This is a genomic window from Massilia genomosp. 1, assembly GCF_011682185.1.
Taxonomy (GTDB): Bacteria; Pseudomonadota; Gammaproteobacteria; order Burkholderiales; family Burkholderiaceae_D; genus Telluria_A; species Telluria_A rubra.
Genome location: NZ_WHJF01000002.1, coordinates 111827 through 132524, shown reverse-complemented (window position 1 = coordinate 132524; position 20698 = coordinate 111827). Strand labels below are relative to the sequence as shown.

25 protein-coding genes and 1 riboswitch are annotated in these 20698 nt (G+C 63.8%); of the genes, 9 read left to right on the top strand and 16 right to left on the bottom strand.

Features of this window, described 5'->3' with window-relative positions:
* The 9 genes from F1735_RS01340 to thiC all read right to left on the bottom strand — a co-directional run bounded on the left by F1735_RS01340 (window position 1) and on the right by thiC (window position 7552).
* A complete protein-coding gene (locus tag F1735_RS01340; protein ID WP_167235233.1) occupies window positions 1-1107 on the bottom strand; it encodes an S-(hydroxymethyl)glutathione dehydrogenase/class III alcohol dehydrogenase in 1107 nt (368 codons plus the stop codon).
* An 88-nt stretch (window positions 1108-1195) separates the two neighbouring features.
* A complete protein-coding gene (locus tag F1735_RS01335; RefSeq protein WP_167235232.1) occupies window positions 1196-1606 on the bottom strand; it encodes a response regulator in 411 nt (136 codons plus the stop codon).
* 2 nt (window positions 1607-1608) lie between these two features.
* The gene (locus tag F1735_RS01330) at window positions 1609-2193 is read right to left on the bottom strand and encodes a hypothetical protein (protein ID WP_167235231.1); all 585 of its coding nucleotides are present in this window, start codon (window positions 2191-2193) and stop codon (window positions 1609-1611) included.
* A gap of 309 nt (window positions 2194-2502) precedes the next feature.
* Window positions 2503-3138, bottom strand: a complete 636-nt coding sequence (locus tag F1735_RS01325) for an ANTAR domain-containing response regulator (protein ID WP_167235230.1) — start codon at window positions 3136-3138, stop codon at window positions 2503-2505.
* Between the two features lie 35 nt (window positions 3139-3173).
* Entirely contained in the window at window positions 3174-3821 is a 648-nt protein-coding gene (thiE, locus tag F1735_RS01320) for a thiamine phosphate synthase (RefSeq protein WP_167235229.1), read from the bottom strand.
* A 20-nt stretch (window positions 3822-3841) separates the two neighbouring features.
* Complete coding sequence (thiD, locus tag F1735_RS01315) at window positions 3842-4579, bottom strand: bifunctional hydroxymethylpyrimidine kinase/phosphomethylpyrimidine kinase (protein WP_167235228.1); 738 nt, start codon at window positions 4577-4579, stop codon at window positions 3842-3844.
* Window positions 4580-4596: 17 nt separating this feature from the next.
* Window positions 4597-5400 (bottom strand): thiazole synthase, encoded by an 804-nt coding sequence (locus F1735_RS01310; RefSeq protein WP_167235227.1) that lies wholly within the window; start codon window positions 5398-5400, stop codon window positions 4597-4599.
* A 17-nt stretch (window positions 5401-5417) separates the two neighbouring features.
* Window positions 5418-5636: a sulfur carrier protein ThiS gene (thiS, locus tag F1735_RS01305; protein ID WP_373888449.1), complete on the bottom strand. Its 219-nt coding sequence runs from the start codon at window positions 5634-5636 to the stop codon at window positions 5418-5420.
* Between the two features lie 2 nt (window positions 5637-5638).
* Window positions 5639-7552, bottom strand: a complete 1914-nt coding sequence (gene thiC / locus F1735_RS01300; protein ID WP_167235259.1) for a phosphomethylpyrimidine synthase ThiC — start codon at window positions 7550-7552, stop codon at window positions 5639-5641.
* Between the two features lie 80 nt (window positions 7553-7632).
* Window positions 7633-7739, bottom strand: a riboswitch (TPP riboswitch).
* Between the two features lie 148 nt (window positions 7740-7887).
* Between thiC and F1735_RS01295 the strand changes: the two genes are divergently transcribed.
* The 7 genes from F1735_RS01295 to F1735_RS01265 all read left to right on the top strand — a co-directional run bounded on the left by F1735_RS01295 (window position 7888) and on the right by F1735_RS01265 (window position 15271).
* On the top strand, window positions 7888-9024 hold the full coding sequence (locus F1735_RS01295; RefSeq protein ID WP_229505577.1) for an MGDG synthase family glycosyltransferase: 1137 nt from the start codon (window positions 7888-7890) through the stop codon (window positions 9022-9024).
* 19 nt (window positions 9025-9043) lie between these two features.
* On the top strand, window positions 9044-9643 hold the full coding sequence (locus F1735_RS01290) for a hypothetical protein (protein ID WP_167235225.1): 600 nt from the start codon (window positions 9044-9046) through the stop codon (window positions 9641-9643).
* A gap of 67 nt (window positions 9644-9710) precedes the next feature.
* Entirely contained in the window at window positions 9711-12521 is a 2811-nt protein-coding gene (locus tag F1735_RS01285; RefSeq protein WP_167235224.1) for a valine--tRNA ligase, read from the top strand.
* A gap of 268 nt (window positions 12522-12789) precedes the next feature.
* Window positions 12790-13587, top strand: coding sequence for a hypothetical protein (locus F1735_RS35465; protein ID WP_187364116.1), 798 nt, complete (start codon window positions 12790-12792; stop codon window positions 13585-13587).
* Window positions 13588-13693: 106 nt separating this feature from the next.
* Window positions 13694-14143, top strand: coding sequence for a DUF2147 domain-containing protein (locus tag F1735_RS01275; RefSeq protein ID WP_166870354.1), 450 nt, complete (start codon window positions 13694-13696; stop codon window positions 14141-14143).
* Window positions 14144-14150: 7 nt separating this feature from the next.
* Window positions 14151-14828: a hypothetical protein gene (locus F1735_RS01270; RefSeq protein WP_167235223.1), complete on the top strand. Its 678-nt coding sequence runs from the start codon at window positions 14151-14153 to the stop codon at window positions 14826-14828.
* A 71-nt stretch (window positions 14829-14899) separates the two neighbouring features.
* Entirely contained in the window at window positions 14900-15271 is a 372-nt protein-coding gene (locus tag F1735_RS01265; protein ID WP_187364115.1) for a VOC family protein, read from the top strand.
* 205 nt (window positions 15272-15476) lie between these two features.
* Here the strand turns inward: F1735_RS01265 and F1735_RS01260 are convergent, their stop codons facing one another.
* From F1735_RS01260 to F1735_RS01240, 5 genes are all read right to left on the bottom strand, one after another.
* Window positions 15477-16943, bottom strand: coding sequence for a radical SAM protein (locus tag F1735_RS01260; RefSeq protein ID WP_167235222.1), 1467 nt, complete (start codon window positions 16941-16943; stop codon window positions 15477-15479).
* The gene (locus F1735_RS01255) at window positions 16940-17704 is read right to left on the bottom strand and encodes a prolipoprotein diacylglyceryl transferase (RefSeq protein ID WP_167235221.1); all 765 of its coding nucleotides are present in this window, start codon (window positions 17702-17704) and stop codon (window positions 16940-16942) included. The genes F1735_RS01260 and F1735_RS01255 overlap by 4 nt, the downstream gene beginning before the upstream one ends.
* Window positions 17701-17937: a hypothetical protein gene (locus F1735_RS01250; protein ID WP_167235220.1), complete on the bottom strand. Its 237-nt coding sequence runs from the start codon at window positions 17935-17937 to the stop codon at window positions 17701-17703. Before F1735_RS01250 ends, F1735_RS01255 begins: the two co-directional genes overlap by 4 nt.
* A 101-nt stretch (window positions 17938-18038) precedes the next feature.
* Window positions 18039-18266, bottom strand: a complete 228-nt coding sequence (locus F1735_RS01245; protein ID WP_167235219.1) for a hypothetical protein — start codon at window positions 18264-18266, stop codon at window positions 18039-18041.
* A 58-nt stretch (window positions 18267-18324) separates the two neighbouring features.
* Entirely contained in the window at window positions 18325-18780 is a 456-nt protein-coding gene (locus tag F1735_RS01240; RefSeq protein ID WP_167235256.1) for a YaiI/YqxD family protein, read from the bottom strand.
* Between the two features lie 207 nt (window positions 18781-18987).
* On the opposite strand from F1735_RS01240, the gene F1735_RS01235 reads away from it, so the two are divergent.
* Both F1735_RS01235 and F1735_RS01230 read left to right on the top strand, forming a co-directional pair.
* The gene (locus tag F1735_RS01235) at window positions 18988-19407 is read left to right on the top strand and encodes a hypothetical protein (protein ID WP_167235218.1); all 420 of its coding nucleotides are present in this window, start codon (window positions 18988-18990) and stop codon (window positions 19405-19407) included.
* A 59-nt stretch (window positions 19408-19466) separates the two neighbouring features.
* Window positions 19467-19661 carry a hypothetical protein gene (locus tag F1735_RS01230; protein ID WP_167235217.1) on the top strand — a complete coding sequence of 65 codons (195 nt, stop codon included), beginning with the start codon at window positions 19467-19469 and terminating at the stop codon, window positions 19659-19661.
* 117 nt (window positions 19662-19778) lie between these two features.
* Here the strand turns inward: F1735_RS01230 and F1735_RS01225 are convergent, their stop codons facing one another.
* Both F1735_RS01225 and F1735_RS01220 read right to left on the bottom strand, forming a co-directional pair.
* On the bottom strand, window positions 19779-20372 hold the full coding sequence (locus F1735_RS01225) for a putative adenosine monophosphate-protein transferase Fic (protein ID WP_167235216.1): 594 nt from the start codon (window positions 20370-20372) through the stop codon (window positions 19779-19781).
* On the bottom strand, window positions 20362-20523 hold the full coding sequence (locus tag F1735_RS01220) for a YhfG family protein (protein WP_167235215.1): 162 nt from the start codon (window positions 20521-20523) through the stop codon (window positions 20362-20364). The genes F1735_RS01225 and F1735_RS01220 overlap by 11 nt, the downstream gene beginning before the upstream one ends.
* Window positions 20524-20698: the final 175 nt, after the last annotated feature.

Sequence of the window (20698 nt, the reverse complement as noted above, 5' to 3'; positions counted from 1 at the left end):
CTAATACAGCACCACCGAGCGGATCGACTCGCCGCTCTTCATCAGGTCGAAACCTTCGTTGATGCGTTCGAGCGGCAGGCGGTGGGTGATCAGGTCGTCGATATTGAGCTTGCCTTCCATGTACCAGTCGACGATCTTCGGCACGTCGGTGCGCCCGCGCGCGCCGCCGAAGGCGGAGCCTTTCCATACGCGGCCGGTGACCAGCTGGAACGGACGGGTCGAAATCTCCTGCCCCGCCGCCGCCACGCCGATGATGATCGACTGGCCCCAGCCCTTGTGCGACGATTCGAGCGACTGGCGCATGGTGGTCACGTTGCCGATGCATTCGAAGCTGTAGTCGGAGCCGCCGTCGGTCAACTGGATGATCGTGTCGACCACGTTCTCCACCTTGGACGGATTGATGAAGTCGGTCATGCCGAACTTGCGCGCCATCGCTTCGCGCTCCGGGTTCAGGTCCACGCCGATGATCTTGTCGGCGCCGACCATCTTGGCGGCCTGGATCACGTTCAGGCCGATGCCGCCGAGGCCAAACACCACCACGTTGGCGCCCGCTTCGACCTTGGCGGTAAACAGCACCGCGCCCACGCCGGTGGTCACGCCGCAGCCGATGTAGCAGATCTTATCGAACGGCGCGTCCGAGCGCACCTTGGCCAGCGCGATCTCGGGCACCACGATGTAGTTCGAAAACGTCGATGTGCCCATGTAGTGGAAAATCGGCTTGCCGTCGATCGAAAAGCGGCTGGTCGCGTCGGGCATCAGCCCGCGGCCCTGGGTCGAGCGGATCGACTGGCACAGATTGGTTTTTTGCGACAGGCAGAATTTGCACTGGCGGCATTCGGGGGTGTACAGCGGGATGACGTGATCGTCCTTGCGCAGGCTGGTGACGCCCGGCCCGACATCGACCACCACGCCGGCGCCTTCGTGCCCGAGGATGGAGGGGAAAATCCCTTCCGGATCGGCGCCGGAGAGGGTGTAGTAATCGGTGTGACAGATGCCGGTGGCCTTGATTTCGACCAGTACCTCGCCCGCGCGCGGGCCTTCCAGGTCGACTTCTTCAATCGTCAGCGGCTGGCCCGCCTTCCATGCAATCGCTGCCTTGGTTTTCATGTTGTTCCTGTCCCTCAGATGGTCGGAGCGCCGCAAGGGCGCAGTGTCGCCATCATATCAAGCTGGGGACAAGCGTGCATCTTCCGGGTCAGGCCGCCGTGAGCGCATGCCGCTCCCACAACGCGTGCAACTGCCCGGTCAGGCGCAGCGGCATCAGGGGTTTGGGAATGACGCCGATGGCGCCCACCTCGGCATAACGGGCGATGTCCGCCGCCGCCGTCAGGCCGGTCACGAACAGCGCCGGGGTGTCGGCCAGGTGCGGTATGCGGCGCAGCATGGCCAGGGTCGCCAGGCCGTCCAGTTCCGGCATCATCATATCGAGCAAGATCAGGTCGGGCTTGAAATCCATCGCGGCCAGCAGCGCTTCGCGTCCCGAACCGCAGTCGCGCACCTCGAATTTGCCGATCACCTCCAGCACCAGCTTGGCCGTGGTGCGCACGTGCAGGTCGTCTTCGACATACAAGATCGATTTCAGGCCGTGGCTCGCGTCGCTGTTCATGGCTAATCCCCCGCCGTCATGCACGCAGGGATGCCGAGCATGGCCGCAATGGTGCTCCACAGCTGGCGCGGCGACGTCCACGGCTTGGGCAAGAAGGCGCGCACCGGATCGCGCGCGTCGGGCAGGCGCGCCGAGTACACCAGCAGGGGCGTGGTCAACAGCTCGGGCATGAGCGCGCGGCCGTCGCCGTCGGACAGGCCGGGATCGAGCACCACCAGCGAAAACAGTTCGGTCGCGAGCACGCGGCGCGCCTCGGCGATCGTGCTCACATGGGTCACGCACGCTTCCGGCGCCAACAGCGTGGAGAGCACCAGCGCGGTCTTGTCGTCGCTGTCGATGTGCAGCACGCGTGGCGCGTTGCGCGCAGCGGCAGTGTGGCCGGCGCCGGAGCGCGGACGTGGCCCGAGTTCGAGCGCCGCATCCATCATGGGCGCGGTCAGGTGCGCCGCGTCGGCATCGATGCCGACCGAGGCCGGGCCGACCGGCCAGCGCCGGGGGGTGTGGGAAAACAGGGTGCGGCGCTCGTTCGCGACAATCTGCGCGGGAGCGGCGGAAACACAGAGTTTGTAATTAGCGGTCGCTTTCATGGCGACTTCCTTTCTGAACCGGTTCGATCGATATCCCAAGTCGCAGCGCAACAACAACGCACAGGGCAAAGGCGCAATGACATCGGGGGAACAATCGGCGGAGCTGGGCCGAAAACATCTATCGGCCGCAGGGGAAAGGCGGCGCTGGAAAAGGGCGGACGCGAGCGGGTCAGGGCTCAATCACGCGGGGAACTGTGTGAACAAACTGGAATTCACGCTTTTAGTGTAGCAAACATTTGCCCTACGGGAACAGTCTGCAAGAAATTTTTATGTGAAAGCGTGCGCAATGCGCAACGCCTTCGTGCGCAATCACTTGGCTTTGAGACGATTGGCGAAACCGGAATGCAAACTGTTCAATGTTTCTTCGGCGGCAAGCAGCTGGTCGGCCACTTCGTTGATCTTGCGCCGGCTCGAGCGCGCGTGGTCGCGCAGCACCTCGAAAGCGGTGTTGCGGTCGGTCTGGAATTTGCCCATCAACAGGCCCACGGCCAGGCTGGTTTCGCGTCCGGCGGCCAGCGCCGCGTTCAGGTTCAATTCGGTGCGGCGCAGTTCGCGGATATCGTCGGCGCGCGCCAGGCCCGCCTCGAACGCCGGCATCAGGCGCTCGGCGTCGACCGGCTTGACCAGGTAGCCCAGCGCGCCGTAAGCGGCGGCCTGCCGGGTCGATTCGCTGTCGCCGATGGCCGACAGGAACATGAACGGCACCGTGCTGTGGGTCTTGAGGTGGTGCGCCAGTTCCAGCCCGCTCATGCCCGGCATGGTGATGTCGAGCAGGGCCATGTCCGGCTCGCCGGCGGCGATCTGCTGCAGCGCTTCTTCGCCGGAGGATGCGGTCACCGTGTCGTAACCGGCGTGGCCAATGACTTCATTGAGAAACTGCAGGAGCAAGGGGTCGTCGTCGACGATGAGGATGCGACGTTTCGCGACAGGGGCGGGATTTGGCACGGCAATCCTTTTACGCTGGAAGAAGTGTAAAAAGATTATACGGCCCCGGTCATGTTCGCGCACGTTTTGCGCTGTGCGCCGAACAAGGCATCGAACTGGCGCGCGGCGCACGTCGGATCAAGGCTGGCGTAGACCGAGGTGATCGCCGCCACCATGTCGGCGCCGCGATCGACCAGCGGCGCCGCGTTTTCGGGCGTCATGCCGCCGATGACCACCAGCGGCAGCGCGAGCGCCCTGCGCGCTTCCAGCAAGATATCGGGCGCCGTGATGAAGCTGTAGCGCTTGACCGGCGAGGGATAGAAGCCGCCGAAGGCCGCGTAGGTGGCGCCATCGCGTTCGGCCGCGCGCGCCAGTTCCAGGTCGCCGTAGCAGGAGGCGCCGACGATCTTGCCGGGTCCCAGCGCGGCGCGTACCTGCGCCACGCTGGCATCAAGCCCGCCCACATGAACGCCGTCGGCGCCGAGCGTCAGGCACAGATCAAGGTGGTCGTTGATCACCAGCGGACGACCGTAGCGGCGGCACAACGCCAGCAGCGCCGCGCCCTGGCGCCGGCGCAGCGCCGGGCTGGCGTCCTTGTGGCGGTACTGGACCAGCGCGACCCCGCCCTCGAGGGCGGCGCGGGTGCAATCGAGCAGGCGTTCGGTATCGTCCCAGTTGGGGGTGACAAGGTAAAGTCCTCGCATCGGGAGTGTCGCTTTCAGTTTCATAGTAAGGAAGGTAAGCGCTGTGGAATGCGCTGCCCGGCGCCGATCGAAAACGATTGCGCCAGGCTTTGATGGGTATAGGACTGGCCGCGTTCGAGGGCCTCTTGCATCGATTCGCCCAGCGCCAGGCGGGCCGCGATGGCGGCGGCCAGGGTGCAGCCGCTGCCATGGAACTCGCCGGGCAGGCGCGGCCAGCGCCATTCCTGTTGGTGTTCCGCGCTCTGCCAGCGGTTGACCACATCCGGGCCGTCGCCATGGCCGCCGGTGACCAGCACGTGCGGACACATAAGCCGGCCGAGGGCTTGCGCTTCGCGCAGGTTCGGCACCACCAGAGTGGCCACGGCCAGCAGGGGCGCAAGCTCGGCCAGCGCATCGCCGCGCGAGAGCGCGTCGCCATGGCCGCTGGCCAGCACCGGGTCGAGCACCACCGGCAGCGCCGGGTCACGCTGGCGCAGCTGATTGACCAGCGCGGCAATCGCTTCGGCGTTGGCGCGGTTGCCGGGGATGCCGAGCTTGACGGCGCCAATGGCGACGCTGTCGATCAGCGCCTGCGCCTGGCGCACCAGCAGGGAGCAATCGACCGGCACGATGTCGTACACGCGGTTATGGTCCTGCACCGTCAGCGCGGTGACCACCGGCAGCGCGTGCGCGCCCTGGGCCGCGATCGCGCCCAGGTCGGCCGCGATGCCGGCCCCGCCCGACGGATCGAGGCCGGCGAACACCAGCACCGCCGGCATGCAAGCGCCCTGCCCTGTCACGCGACTTTGCCGGTCACCGGCGAAGACGGCACGGCGGCGAAGCGCCTGGGCATGCGCCCGGCCAAGAAGGCTTCGCGCCCGGCCTGCACCGCCAGGCGCATGGCGCCGGCCATGCGCACCGGATCGCGCGCGCCGGCAATGGCGCTGTTCATCAACACGCCGTCGCAACCGAGTTCCATTGCAATGGCCGCATCCGACGCCGTGCCCACGCCGGCGTCGACCAGCACCGGCACCTTGGCCTGCTCGATAATCAGCTGCAGGTTCCACGGGTTGAGGATGCCCATGCCCGAACCGATCAGGGAGGCGAGCGGCATCACGGCCACGCAGCCGATTTCTTCCAGCAGGCGCGCCTGGATCGGATCGTCGCTGCAGTAGACCATGACGTCGAAACCGTCCTTGACCAGCGCTTCGGCGGCGATCAGGGTTTCGGGCATGTGCGGGAACAGGGTCTTTTCGTCGCCCAGCACTTCGAGCTTGACCAGCTTGCGCCCGCCCAGCAGTTCGCGCGCCATCTGCAAGGTGTACACCGCGTCCTTGGCGTTGTAGCAGCCGGCGGTGTTGGGCAGGATCGTGTACTGGTCGGGCGGCAGCACGTCGAGCAGGCTGGGAGCGTTGCGGTCCTGGCCGATGTTCACGCGGCGGATCGCCACGGTGATGATCTCGGCCTGGGCGGCGTCGGTGGCCGCGCGCGTTTGCGCCAGGTCGCGGTACTTGCCGCTGCCGACCAGCAGGCGCGAACGGTAGGTTTTGCCTGCGATGGTGAGGACGTCGCCGCCCCCGTTGTTGTCGTTCATTTTCATGTCTGCTACCCTTTATGTCAGCCGCCGCCGATGGCGCGCACGATCTCGATTTTGTCCAGCGCCAGCAACGGGCGTTGCCGCCATTGCTGGCGCGGCACCACCTGGCGGTTGACCGCCAGCGCCATGGCCTGCCCCGGCGGCAGGCCAAGTTCCTCGACCAGGTCGAGCAAGGAGGCGCCCGGCGCCACGCGCCGTGCCTCGCCGTTGACTTCGATCTCGATCTTGATCTCGATCACGGTCATACCTTTTTATAGAGCTCGCCGCCCTGGCGCACGAATTCGATGGCTTTCACTTCCATCCCTTGGCGCAGCGCGCTTTGCTCGCTCACGTTCATGCTGGCGGCGTAGTCGCGTACTTCCTGGGTGATTTTCATCGAGCAGAAATGCGGCCCGCACATCGAGCAGAAATGCGCCACCTTGGCCGAATCCTTGGGCAAGGTCTCGTCGTGGAATTCGCGCGCCTTGTCCGGGTCCAGGCCCAGGTTGAACTGGTCGTCCCAGCGGAATTCGAAGCGCGCCTTGGACAGCGCGTTGTCGCGGATCTGCGCGCCCGGATGGCCCTTGGCCAGGTCGGCCGCGTGGGCCGCGATCTTGTAGGTGATGATGCCATCCTTGACATCATCCTTGTTCGGCAGGCCCAGATGCTCCTTGGGCGTGACGTAGCACAGCATGGCGGTGCCGTACCAGCCGATCATGGCCGCGCCGATGCCCGACGTGATGTGGTCGTAGCCGGGTGCGATATCGGTCGTCAGCGGCCCCAGGGTGTAGAACGGCGCTTCGCCGCACTGGTCCAGCTGCAGGTCCATGTTCTCTTTAATGAGCTGCATCGGCACGTGGCCCGGGCCTTCGATCATGACCTGCACGTCGTGCTTCCAGGCGACCTGGGTCAGCTCGCCCAGGGTTTTCAGCTCGGCCAGTTGCGCTTCGTCGTTGGCGTCGTAGATCGAACCCGGACGCAGGCCGTCGCCGAGGCTGAACGAGACGTCGTAGGCTTTCATGATGGCGCAGATGTCTTCGAAATGCGTGTACAGGAACGATTCCTTGTGATGCGCCAGGCACCACTTGGCCATGATCGAGCCGCCGCGCGAGACGATCCCGGTCAGGCGCGAGGCCGTCATCGGCACGTAGCGCAGCAGCACGCCGGCGTGGATGGTGAAGTAGTCGACGCCTTGCTCGGCCTGTTCGATCAGGGTGTCGCGGAAGATCTCCCAGGTCAGGTCTTCGGCCTTGCCGTTGACCTTTTCCAGCGCCTGGTAGATCGGCACGGTGCCGATCGGGACCGGGCTGTTACGGATGATCCATTCGCGCGTTTCGTGAATGTGCTTGCCGGTCGACAGATCCATGACGTTGTCGGCGCCCCAGCGGATCGCCCAGGTCATTTTTTCGACTTCCTCGCCGATCGACGAGGTGACGGCCGAATTGCCGATGTTGGCGTTGATCTTGACCAGGAAATTGCGGCCGATGATCATCGGCTCGACTTCCGGGTGGTTGATGTTGGCCGGGATGATGGCGCGGCCGCGGGCGATTTCTTCGCGCACGAATTCGGCGCTGATGGTGTCCGGGATGGAGGCGCCGAAGGACTGGCCCGGATGCTGGCGTCCCAGCAGCTGGGCGCTGCGCTTGCCCATCGGGCCGGACGCTTCGAGCTCCTGCAGGTACTCCTGGCGACGCAGGTTTTCGCGGATCGCCACGTATTCCATTTCGGGCGTGATGATGCCGCGCCGCGCATAGTGCATCTGCGTCACGTTGGCCCCATCGAGCGCGCGGCGCGGGGTACGCTGCAGCTGGAAGCGCAGTGCGGCCAGCGCCGGGTCGTCCAGGCGCGCCTGGCCGTAAGCGGAGCTGGGTCCGGCCAGTTGTTCGGTGTCGCCGCGTTCCAGGATCCACGGCAGGCGCGGGGTGCCCAGGCCCGAGCGGATGTCGATGGTCGCCTCCGGATCGGTGTACGGCCCGGAGGTGTCATATATATACACCGGCGGATTCGGTTCGGCGCCGAAGGAGGCGGCGGTGTCGGACTGGCTGACGGCGCGCATCGGCACGCGCAGGTCGGCGCGGCTGCCCTGGGTATAGACTTTACGGGAATTCGGAAAAGGCGCAATCGCCGCTTCATCCACCGTAGCGGTGGCGGAATCGAATTTGAGGGGGGCTTTCAGCGGTGCGTTCATGTGGCTCCATTGCGTGCAGGAGCCAGCAAAGGAGTCGGAGCCCGGAATTGCGGCCGTGACGGCGCACCCATGGAACTCACTGGCTTCCCTTCGCTGGCATTATCCAGATCAGGTTCAGAGGGTGTTTCTCACCCGCGCCTCGCTGTTGCGATTTGCAGGACCCCTAGCGTGTGCCGCCTTGCGGCAGCGAGCGCAATTATACCCCTTGATAGGCGGGACAACATGGCTTTTTGGGCAGCTTTTTCAGTCCTGTGGCTGCGGAGATGATAGGCTGTACGCTGTCTCGATCCGGCCGGTCCCGCGCCGCTACCTCAGAAGGAAGTATGAGCAAGAAAATTTTACTGTTAAGCGTTTCCGCCGGCGCCGGCCATATGCGCGCGGCCGAAGCGATTCGCGCCGCCGCCAACGCGGCGCCGGGCGGCATCGAGGCGACCCACCTGGACGTGATGGATTACGTTCCTTCTGCCTTTCGCAAGATGTACACCGAGTTCTATCTGAAACTGGTGAACAAGGCGCCGGCGCTGTGGGGCTACCTGTACCAGGCCAGCAACGATGCGCGCCCGGACAGCACCATGCAGCAGCTGCGGCGCGGCCTGGAACGCCTCAACACGCGCGCGCTGATGAGCGCCATCGAAGAGGCGCAGCCGGACGCCATCGTCTGCACCCACTTCCTGCCGGCCGAAATCCTGGCGCGCGCGATCCGCAAGCGCGGCTTCACCACCCCGGTGTGGGTGCAGGTGACCGACTTCGACCTGCACCGCATGTGGGTACACGAGAACATGGCTGGTTACTTCGCCGGCAACGAGGAAGTCGCCTACCGCATGCGCCGCTGCGGCATTGCGCCCGAACGCATCCACGTGACCGGCATTCCGATCATGCCGGCCTTCGGCCAGGCGCTCGATCGCGCCGAATGCGCGCGCGAATTCGGGCTCGCCCCAAGCACCACCACTTTCCTGCTGATGGGCGGCGGCGCTGGCCTGGGCAGCCTGGACACGGTGGCCGAACGCCTGCTGGCCCTGGAGGGCACGTTCCAGCTGATCGTCTTGGCCGGCAAAAACGCCAAGGCGCTGGCCGCGCTCAAGGTCCTGGCGACGCGTTTTCCGGGACGCTTGCTGGCGCAGGGTTTTACCGACCAGGTGGAACGCCTGATGGCGTGCGCCGACCTGGTCATCACCAAGCCGGGCGGGCTGACAAGTTCGGAATGCCTGGCCATGGGCCTGCCGATGATCGTCAATTCGCCGATTCCGGGGCAGGAAGAGCGCAACGCCGATTACCTGCTCGAACAGGGCGTCGCCCTCAAGGCGGTTGACGGCCCGACGCTGGAATACCGCATCGCACACCTGCTCGCGCATCCCGATCAATTGGCAGCCATGGGCCAACGCGCGCGCGCCCTGGGCCGCGCGCATGCGGCCGCCGATGTCCTCGACCATGTGCTGGCCAGGCCGGCCAGCACGCCATGACCACACTGAAGAACGCACCATGACCAGACTCCTATTTGCCGCAACCATGTTCAGCGCCTGCGCCGGCGCGCTGGCCGGCACCGGCATCGACACCGCCAAACTGAGCGAGACCGAAGTCGCCCTCGCCGACGTCAGCAAGGCCGGCCAGCCCGGCAAGGCCTTCATGGCCGCCACCATCATCAACGCGCCGCTGCCGGCACTGTGTACGATGATCCAGGATTACGCCGCCTACCCCTCCTTCATGCCGAACGTGGACAAGGTGGCGCTCGTGCGCAAGGACGATGCGGCGCAGGTCGACATGACGCTCAAGCTGCCGCTCGGGAAGGTGAAAAAGTACCGCCTGCGCATGGAACCGAAGGTGTCCGCCGCGCAGTGCCAGCTGTCGTGGAAGATGCTGCCCTGGGCCGGCGTGAGCGCCGAGGAGGCGATTGCCGACACCACCGGTTACTGGCTGCTGGCGCCGCACGCGGCGGACAAGAACAAGACCGTGGTCAAGTACATGGTGTACACCGATCCGGGGCCGGTGCCGATGGGACTGGGCTGGATCGTCGACAGCATGAGCCGTGGCAGCATGCCCAAGACGCTGGAAGCGCTGCGCCAGCGCGCCGCCGCCCAATAAACGCCCGTCCCGGCTGCGCCCCGTAGTCCTCTATAATGAACGTTTTCGCAAAAATACACGACAAACCATGGAATTAGACAAATCTTTCGAGCCCGCCGACATTGAACGCTACTGGCGCGCGGAGTGGGAAAAACGCGGCTACTTCGCCGCGACCACCGACGCCGACAAGCCGTCGTTTTGCATCCAGCTGCCGCCGCCGAACGTCACCGGCACCCTGCACATGGGCCATGCGTTCAACCAGACCATCATGGATGGCCTGACCCGCTACTACCGCATGCGCGGCTTCAATACCGCCTGGGTTCCGGGCACCGACCATGCCGGCATCGCCACCCAGATCGTGGTCGAGCGCCAGCTCGACGCGCAAAAAGTGTCGCGCCATGACCTGGGCCGCGAGAAGTTCGTCGCCAAGGTCTGGGAATGGAAAGAAAAGTCGGGCAACATCATCACCGGCCAGATGCGCCGCATGGGCACCTCGCCCGACTGGTCGCGCGAATACTTCACGATGGACGAACCGCGCTCGAAAGTGGTCACCGACGTCTTCGTGCGCCTGTTCGAACAGGGCCTGATCTACCGTGGCAAGCGCCTGGTGAACTGGGATCCGAAGCTGGGCACCGCCGTCTCCGACCTGGAAGTGGTGTCGGTCGAAGAAGACGGCTCGATGTGGTACATCCGCTATCCGTTCGCCGATGGCAGCGGCCATTTGACGGTGGCCACCACGCGTCCTGAAACGCTGCTCGGCGACGTCGCCGTGGCGGTCGATCCGACCGACGAGCGCTACGCGGCGCTGGTCGGCAAGATGCTCAAGCTGCCGCTGACCGAGCGCGAAATCCCGATCATCGCCGACGAATACGTCGACAAGGCTTTCGGCACCGGCTGCGTGAAGATCACCCCTGCGCACGACCCGAACGACTACCTGGTCGGCCAGCGCCACAAGCTGCCGATGATCTGCGTGATGACGCTCGACGCCAAAATGAACGACGAAGCGCCAGAAGCCTACCGTGGCCTGGACCGCTTTGTCGCGCGCAAAAAGATCGTGGCCGACCTCGATGCGCAAGGCTTGCTGCAGGAAGTCAAGCCGCACAAGCTGATGGTCCCGCGCGGCGACCGCACCGGCGTCGTGATCGAGCCGATGCTGACCGACCAGTGGTTCGTGGCCATGACCAAGCCGGCCCCGGAAGGCACTTTCTTCCCGGGTAAATCGATCGCCGAAGTGGCGCTCGACAAGGTCGCCCAGGGCGAGATCAAGTTCGTGCCCGAGAACTGGAACACCACCTACAACCAGTGGCTCAACAACATCCAGGACTGGTGCATTTCGCGCCAGCTGTGGTGGGGCCACCAGATCCCGGCATGGTACGACGATGCCGGCAATATCTTTGTCGCCAAGACCGAAGAAGAAGCCAAGGCCAAGGCGCTGGCGGCCGGCGTGACGGCGCCGCTGCGGCGCGACGACGACGTGCTCGATACCTGGTTCTCGTCGGCGCTGGTGCCCTTCTCCACCATGGGCTGGCCGGAAGAAACGCTCGACCTCAAGACCTTCCTGCCGTCGTCGGTGCTGGTGACGGGCTTCGACATCATCTTCTTCTGGGTGGCGCGCATGGTCATGATGACCGCGCACTTCACCGGCAAGGTGCCGTTCGAGACCGTGTACGTGCATGGCCTGGTGCGCGATTCGAGCGGCCAGAAGATGTCCAAGTCGAAGGGCAATACGCTCGATCCGATCGACCTGATCGACGGTATCGATGTGGAAGCGCTGGTCGAAAAACGCACCACCGGCTTGATGAATCCGCGCGACGCCGAAAAGATCGCCAAGGCCACGCGCAAGGAATTCCCGGCGGGGATCGCGGCGTACGGCACCGACGCCGTGCGCTTCACGATGGCCAGCTATGCTTCGCTGGGCCGCAACATCAACTTCGACCTGGGTCGCGCCGAAGGCTACCGCAACTTCAACAACAAGCTGTGGAACGCCACCCGCTTCGTGCTGATGAACACCCAGGAAAAGGATTGCGGCGTACCGGCCGACGCCGACCTGTCGCAGGGCGACCGCTGGATTTTGTCGACCATGCAGCGCGCCGAGATGGAAGTGGCCAAGGGCTTCGACGACTACCGCTTCGACAACATCGCCTCGGCCATCCACAAGTTCGTGTGGTACGACTACTGCGACTGGTACCTCGAAATGGCCAAGGTCCAGATCCAGCACGGCAGCGAAGGCCAGCAGCGCGCCACCCGCAACACCTTGCTGCGGGTGCTGGAAGTGATCCTGCGCCTGGCGCATCCGATCATCCCGTTCGTGACCGAAACGCTGTGGCAGACCGTCGCGCCGCTGGCCGGCAAAACGCTCAACCCGGCCGGCGATTCGATCATGGTGCAGCCGTATCCGGAAGCCAATCCCGCGCTCATCGACGAGCGCGCGGAAGAGTGGATGGGCCAGCTCAAGGCGCTGACCGACGGCACCCGTACCCTGCGCGGCGAAATGAAGCTGCCGGAGTCGATGCGCGTGCCGCTGATCGTCGAAGCGGCCGACGCGGCCGACCGCGCGCGCCTGGAAAGCTATGCGGCCTACGTGCAGACCTTGGGCAAGCTGTCGGAAGTGAACATCGTCGACACCTTGCCGGAATCGCCGGCGGCGGTGGCGGTGGTGGGCGCGACCAAGCTGATGCTGAAGGTGGAAATCGATGTCGCTGCCGAGCGCGAGCGCATGGCCAAGGAAATCACGCGCATCGAAGGCGAAATCGCCAAGGTACACGGCAAGCTGGGCAACGAGAGCTTCGTGGCGCGCGCGCCTGAGGCGGTGGTGGCGCAGGAAAAAGAGCGCCTGGTCGCGTTCTCGGCCACCATCGAGAAGCTGCGCGAGCAGCTGGCCAAGTTGCCGACCGCGTAAGCTGTTGCAACGGTGCGGCGCGCTTTTGCTTCTCCCGATAGAGCAAAAGCGCGCTGTACGTACTGACTTGTTCCCGTTCAGCGACGCTTGCCGTCGACCGACACCCTGATACCCGGTTCCGTGCGCTCGCGCGGATCTGGCGTTCCCAGCGCGCATAACAACATCATTTAGCGGTTCACGCAGACAAGCAACTTGCACAGCCCGCGGCATGGCCGTGATGGATTTCCATTGGCTGGCGCAGAACGACAATTTTTGAAAGAGGAATACCATGAAACAATCAGCTTATGCCATCGCCCTGTCCAGCGTCCTGATCGCCGGTTGCGGCGGCGGATCGTCCGATCACACTACCACGCCGGCCATGGCGCCGGCGACGCCCGTGGTGGTGGCGCCCGCGCCGGTTCCGGTGGTGGCGCCCGCGCCTGCCCCGGCGCCGGTATCCGGTACGTCGACGTCCGCCTCGCCGTCGTTCGCCGACTGCTTCCAGGTCACGCCTGGCACCCAATACACAACGTCCGATACCTACACCCACGTCGTTGTCCAGGAAATGTTCGAGGGCGTGATGGCCTACGGCATCGTGGAACTGCGCGATAACGGCGCGCGCCGTGGCGGTCCGTATTTCACTCTGGACAACAATGTCTACAGGATGCTCGGTGTAGGCCAGTACGATACGAGCGGCGCCCAGAAAGGCAAGGACGTCTTTTCCAAGGAAGCGTCGTTCCCGCTGACGATGGTTGCAGGCCAGACGGTCATGGCCAACTACACCAACACCAGCACCAGTTGGCACCTCGAGTTCGACAAGTCCGGCGCATCGCGGATCGTCACGAACACCGAGGTCGAGACACTGTCGGACGAATTGACCTTCGTCGGCTTCGACACGATCACCGTCGCCGGACGCCAGTTCGCCAACGCCTGCAAGATTGCCTTCCCTGGTTCGGTGGCAGGCCAGGTGTCGATGACGTGGCGCGCCAAAGGCTTCGGCTGGATCCGCACCGAAGAGCAGACCGCCCAAGGCGCGCTGGTCCCCGGCACGCGCGTCGAGATCGTCAAGATCATCGCGGCGCCCTGAGCCGTTCCGGTAAACCCCACACAAGCTGATACAAAGTTGTGGGGTCAGTGCAAAGCCAGTTTGCTACACTAGCAACGCTGCATACACTAACAATACTGGAGACACCATGAAAGCACTGACAACAGCCACCCTGATCGCCGCCATGCTGGCCATGACGCCGGCAATGGCGCAGGAAACAGCGTCCCCGGTCGGCCTGTGGAAAAACATCGATGACGTGACCGGCAAGCCGAAGGCGCTGATCCGCATCAGCGAGAACAACGGCGAGATCCAGGGCAAGCTGGAAAAACTGTTCCGTCCCGAGGGCACCGAGCAAAATCCCAAGTGCAACAAGTGCGAAGGCGTCAACAAGGACCAGCCGATCCTCGGCATGACTTTCATGAGCGGCCTGAAAAAAGAAGGCGACGAATACACCGGCGGCCAGATTCTCGATCCGGACAACGGCAAGGTCTACAAGAGCAAGCTGAAAGTCGTCGAAGGCGGCAAGAAGCTCAACGTGCGCGGCTATGTCGGCATGCCGATGTTCGGCCGCTCGCAAGTTTGGGTGCGCGAAGAATAAACACGCCGTGAAATCGGTCCTCCTGCTCTCCCTGTCGGCGACCGTGCTCGCTTGCGCCGCCGCCCCTGCGGTATCGAGCGAGCCGGACATCGGCGGGACCTTCCTGCTGGCGGGCGACTACCATGAGGGAGAAGCGCCGGTCCATCCCGGCGCCGGCTGGCTGGCGCTGGCGCCCGTCGGCAAACGCTGGGAACTGCTCCCGGCCAAGGTCAGGAGCACGCGCTTCGAGGACACCATCTCCGATGAACCCGGCCAGCGCACGGGCGTGCGCATCGCATCGAGCCGGAAAAACGCGCTAGCCCTGCTGCGCCTGCCCTACCTGACCCCGGGTCCGCTCGAGGTAACAGACAACGAGACCGGAGAAAGCGGCCCGCTGATCGAGGCCGGCAGCCCGGTCGATATCAGGTTCAAGGGCCTTGATTTCCGCATCGAGACGAAGAACAAGCGGGTTTTCCTGGTCAAGGGTGCGCAGCGCACGCCACTCAAGGAACTGCGCGTGGAACCGGGCATCGAGGCCAGTGTGAGCCTGCAATGGGCCGGCGACCTCGATCGCGACGGCGAACTCGATCTGCTGATGGGCTACTCCGGGAACAACTCGTCGGGTTCTTGCTTGTTCTTGTCGGCGCAAAAGGCCAAAGGCTTCTTGCTGAAACACATTGCCTGCCACGGAGGAATTGGTTGTTGAGGCCGCGACGGCGCTTGCCCGCGCATTGCCATTCAATTATGATTGAATGATTGTAACGACATGGAGAGAGCATGATCATCGACCATCTTGGCTTTTCGGTTAGTAACTATGACGAGAGCAAAACCTTTTTCAGCAAGGCGCTCGCGCCGCTGGGCATTTCGCTGGTAATGGAATTCAAAGGCTGGGCGGGGCTCGGCAAACATGGCAAGGCCGAAATCTGGTTCGGCCAGAGCGGGCCGGCGCCGGGCCCGATGCACATCGCCTTCGCGGCCGAGAGCCGCGAGCAGGTGCGCCAGTTTTACGCCGCCGCGCTCGAAGCGGGTGCGAAGGATAACGGCGCGCCAGGCATCCGCGCCCACTACCATCCGGACTATTACGGCGCCTTCGTCATCGGACCCGATGGCCACAATATCGAAGCGGTGTGCCACACGCCTGACGCCTGACGGCCAGGCCCTCCTGTGTCACGCATGAGAAGGCGTCAGCCCGTCCCGCAGCGCGAGCGCGACATCGCTCTTTCGACCGCGTTCACTGGATCGAGGCGGCCATCCGCCGCACCCGCCGGGTGTTCCTGGCGGCGGCGCTGACCATGGCCGTTGCCGGCGCCGGCCTGGCGCTGTACGCACCCGGAGCGCATTCCGTCCGTGCGGTTTACTGCGCGCCGATCGGAATGACCTTGCGCACGCTTGTGCGCTGCGCGGTCTGCTGCGCGATGCTGGCGCGGATCGTGGCCAATTGCTCGCCGCTGCGGTACAGCAGGTTATAGCTTTCGAACGGGATCATCTTCCCGTCCGGCTGCGCAAAGTGGATGCATGATTTTTTCAGCGCGCGCACGTCGAGCGAATACGCGTCCATGAACTGCACGATCAGCACGCGGAATACATTGTCGTAACTGAGGCCGGCCGGCGCGTCGATCAGCGGCAGGCAGCACATCAACTCCGACAGGCAGTTGGCCTGCGACTCGGGCGAATGATTGGTCGCGAACAGTTTGAAGATGTGCTCCTTCATGCTCTTTTTCAGCGTCTCGTCGCGTTCGAAGACGATGGTGTTGCTGCTGCCTTCGACCAGCGTTTTCGGATCGAGGTAGCGCGTCAGCGGCACCACCTGGCCGGCCGTCTTGAGCGCGTACGCCATGGCCAGCGTATCCGGATTGCATGGCACCGGCACGATATCGGCCAGCGTGAACAGGGACGTCTGTTCGGTGATCTTGCGGCGCACTTCCGACACGGTCAGCCGGTGCATGCGTGGATCGTAGCGTTCCACCCGCCCTGCATCCTGGATCGGCTGCAAGGTCACGCCGCGCACGCAGGGCTGGGTCAGCGCGAAGTCGATGATGGCGCCGATTTCGTCGTCGTTGAGGCCCTTCTTGAGCGTGACCACCAAGGTGGTCGACAACTGCGCCGCGTTCAGGTTGGCCAGGGCTTGCGCGCGGATGCGGGTCAGGTCGGCGCCGCGCAGCGCCTTGTGCACGTCGCTGCGCAGGGAGTCGAACTGGAGGTACACCTCGATGCCGGGCGCGTAGGTGGCCAGGCGGCGCGCGAAGGCCGGGTCCTGCGCCAGCACGATGCCGTTGGTGTTGACCATCACGTGCTTGATCGGGCGCGCCTTGGCCGCGTCGAGAATGTCCCAGAAGCGCGGATGCAGGGTCGGCTCGCCGCCGGAGAGCTGCATCACGTCCGCTTCGCCCTCGTTGGCGACGACCGCATCGAGCATCTTGATGATGTCCTCGAAGGATTTGTGCAGTTCGCGGTGGGTGCCGCTTTCGGCGTAACACACGGGGCAGTTCAGGTTGCAGTTGTCGGTGATTTCGACGATCGACAAACAGGAGTGCTGCATGTGGTCGGGGCACAGGCCGCAGTCGTACGGGCAGCCGTATTGCATCGGCGTGTTGAAGGTCTGCGGCATCTCGGGATGCTTGACGAAGACTTCGCGGCACAGGCGGTAGTAATCGACATCGTCGCTCACCAGCACCCTTTCGGCGCCGTGCGCGCTGCACCATTTGTCCATGAAGACCTCGCTGCCCTTGAAGATGATCTTGGCCTCGACCGGATGCAGGCAGGTGGAACACACCGAGGTGGTGGTGTCGTAAAACAGGTAGGGTCGGATTTTCCGGCTCATGGTTCGATCGCTTTCAGTGGCGCCGGCCCGCCGAGCTGCCTGGCGAGTAAAGGGAGATAGCAAAGTAGCGCGGCCACGCACACCAGTTGCACGCCGCCCAGGCCCGCGCCGTAATCGTAGCGCAGCGGCTTGATGGCGTCGACGGCCAGGCGCCAGAGCAGGTAGCCGGACAAGAACAGCTTGAACATCAGGCCCGGCTTGTCGCGCCAGCGCGCGCGCAACGCCAGCAGCAGGCCGCCCCACGCGAGCACGAACAGGATGTCATACAACTGGGTGGGGTGGCGCGCAATGCCGTCGCCGAAATCGACGCCCCACGGCAGCGCGGTGGCCTTGCCGTAAGTGCCGTCGTTCAGGCCCGCGAGAAAACAGCCGACGCGCCCGAGCGCGATGCCGGCCATCAGCGGCAGCACGAACTGGTCGCCGGTGGAGTGGCGCTGGCCGGTTAATTTCTTGGCGATTTCCACACCCAGCAAGCCGCCGAGCAGGCCGCCGACAATCGACGTTCCGGACATCCAGACGCTGATGGTACCCGCTTGCGCGGCCCACAGGTGCGGGTACTCGATCCAGAACACCAGCTTGTTGCCGATGGCGGCGCCGAGGATGCAGCCGATGACCACAGCGTAGCCGCTGTTGCTCAGGATACCGCTGGCGCCGGCACGCGCCCGCTGGCCCCGGTACAGCTGCATGCCGACGGCAACCGCCGCCCATTCGAACAGCAGGTGTACGGCATGGGCGACGCCGGGGGATAGGGGCAGCGTCATTGCTCCGACTGCGGCGGCGCTGGCGGCGCGCCTGTCTTGCGCAAGCGGCGGTAGATACCCCAGCCGAGCATGGCGGAAAGGGTCACGCCGATGAGCCCGAAGACGAGCAATTCGTTCGGCGCTGCCGCAGGTCCCGAGTGTGCGGCAAGAAACAGCCCGAACACGCCACACGCGCCGATGCCGACCATGGCGATCAAGGCAATCAACAAGCCGACGGCGCGTAGAAAGGACACAGCTGCCTCACGAGAAAATGTGCGTTCACGATGGGGACCTCGGAAAACCTACTGCGCAGCGCTACGGTTTTTCGAGGTCCCCGATGGTAGCGAAGGCCGGCTCACTTAGCGGGTGCGCCGAACGCTCTATACAGCTTTCTACCAAGAAACCAGGCAAGCGTGGCGCAGATCGCCAGCCCAGCCAGGCCCATGAAAAAAGTCTCATCGAACATGTTTGCCGCATCGGTGTATGGCCGGAAACCGATCATCACGCCGAGCACCCCGCACAAGCCGAAGCCGACCATGGCGAGCACGGCGACCAAGATGCCAACAATACGTAAGACCTTCATGGTGACCTTTGCAGAAGTCGTCGTTGTTCGTTGAAACGTGCCGTGATTGTACGCCGGTTCAGGGGCGTTTGACGTGGCGCGCCAGGTGGCGGTCGAGCTGGTTGGCGAAGTTCTGGCGGTCGGCCTGGCCGAAGGGCGCCGGGCCGCCGGTGTCCACGCCGCTGCCGCGCAATTCATCCATGAACTTGCGCATGGTGAGCATCTGGGCGATGTTGTCGTTGGTATAGAACTCGCCGCGCGGGTTGAGCGCAAAGCCGCCCTTGAGCAGCACGTCGGCGGCCAAGGGAATGTCGCCCGTCACCACCAGGTCGCCTGGATGAAGCAGGCGCACGATTTCGGCATCGGCAACGTCGGCCCCGGACGGCACCTGCACCGCGCGCACGAAGCGCGACGGCGGCACCCGCATGAGCTGGTTGGCGACCAGGGTCACGTTCAGTTGCAGGCGCTCGGCCACGCGGTACAGGATGTCTTTGATCACGACCGGACAGGCATCGGCATCGACCCAGATTTGCATCATCTTCAGTTCTTTCTTGACGGGTTGGCAGCGGGTCCGCGCAGTATAGCGCCTCGCCTTGGCGCGCCGCCTTGGCGCGCCGCCTTGGCGCACCCCGTTGGCACCGCATTGAAACATGTGTTATGTTTCGACAAGTTTAATAAAAATCATGCAATTTTTCCTTTGAACCATGCCGGACACGAGTCCGTCGCATCATGCGGAGTCCGGATGTTACTTCTACAGGCGCTCGCCTTCCTGGCGGGCCTGGCGGCCCTGTTCGCCACTTCGCTGACCTTGCTGCCGCCGGCGCAACTGCATCCGTTTGCGGGCGGCGCGACCTTGCTGGTCATGGGCGCCGGCATTCTCGCCTTTGCTTGCGGATACTTTTTCTTCGCCGTGGTCGGTTATCGGACCCTGCGTTCGGCCTGGCGGCGCACACTGGCGGTGCTGATCGTCCTGTTTCAATTGATCGCGGGCGGCGCCATGATCTACCGTTATCCCGAGCCTGCCGTGCTGGGGGTAATGCTGCCGCTGCTGTGCGTGTCGATCTTCCTGTTCACGTCCTTCGTGTGGCCGGCCAAACGCGACCCGGGCTATCGTCCACGACGCTGGCGCGAGCGGGCCGACCAGATGCTGCCACCCAAGTAAGCGCGCTTGATACGCGCGCGCTTGCAGGTCATACTCGACGATCTGCGACAATAACGGGCTTGCCTTTCATGAAAAATCCTCTTCTCACCGCTGTGGTGTGCTTCCTCCTGGCCAGCGCGCTGTTTTTTGCGCTGTCGTCGAAGGAATATGCGGCGGGGTTTGCGCTGGCGGGGATGTTTTTCGCGCTCACGGCGGGGAAAAAATTCCTGATGCGAAACCGGAAAAATCCGCCATCATCCGATGCGCCCGACTGATCAATCAGTGAGATCACCACGTCCAAACAATGGCGTGCCAATATTCTGCCGGCGTCGCGTCGTCAATCACATGTCAGACCTGGCACCGTTACCGTTCGCGGTGCTTTGCCAAGTGGCTCAAATCGACGTGAGAGCGCGATCGAGGAGATCGGTTAGAGATTGAAGCCGGCAGTTGTAGGCGGCGATGTTGGCTTCCCCCCATTCCGTGCGGCCAATAGGTTCCCAGCGCAGCGCATAGCCGGCATTGATGCTGATCACTTCAAACAGCAAGCGCTGCGCACGTCCATTGCCATCTCGAAATGGATGGATGACGTTGAGTTCACAGTAATAGTGTGCCAATCGGCCTGCGAACTGCGCACGTGGCAGTCCGGCGAGATAGCCTTCTTGCTCAAGCTGCCGGAACAGCTTTTCCGCTTCAGGCTCGACGCGGGATACGTTCGCGAACCGGGTGTTGCCCTTGCTGATATCGACCGTCCGCAGGTGCCCAGCCCAGCCATAGATATCTTGAAACAGATGAAAGTGAATGTGCCGCAGCGCTGCCAGAGAAATATCATCGAAGTTGGGTTCGTACTGCTCAATGCGCGCCTGCGTCAACTCAATTTCAGCCTGCTCCAAGCCCGGCCCATCGGTGATACCCAGCTTATTAATCAGCACATCAGCGTTCGGATAGCAGTATTGCGTATCCGTACCCGTACCGTACTTATCTGACATGCTTTTTCTTGGGTGTGGCTTCGGCGGATGCCTCTGCAGGCTTGCTGACGCCTATGGAACGTTGAGCCAGTCCTTCGAGGCGAAGGCTGGCCCGATAGTTTTCAGATCGCAATTTCAGAAATACCTGGCGTTTCATTTCATTAGTCAACATTCCCACACTCCCTCGCGTTCATGCGCCGCCCTGCGGATATTGTACCTGATGGCCTGCGCCGTCTGGCCGCTGCTGGTCCCGCCGCACTGAGTACCTGTGGAGACTTGTTGGACCATGTACCCATTCGGCTGGCCCGTCTTCAAAGCCGGCAGGGTGTGCGTACACCACGCATCAA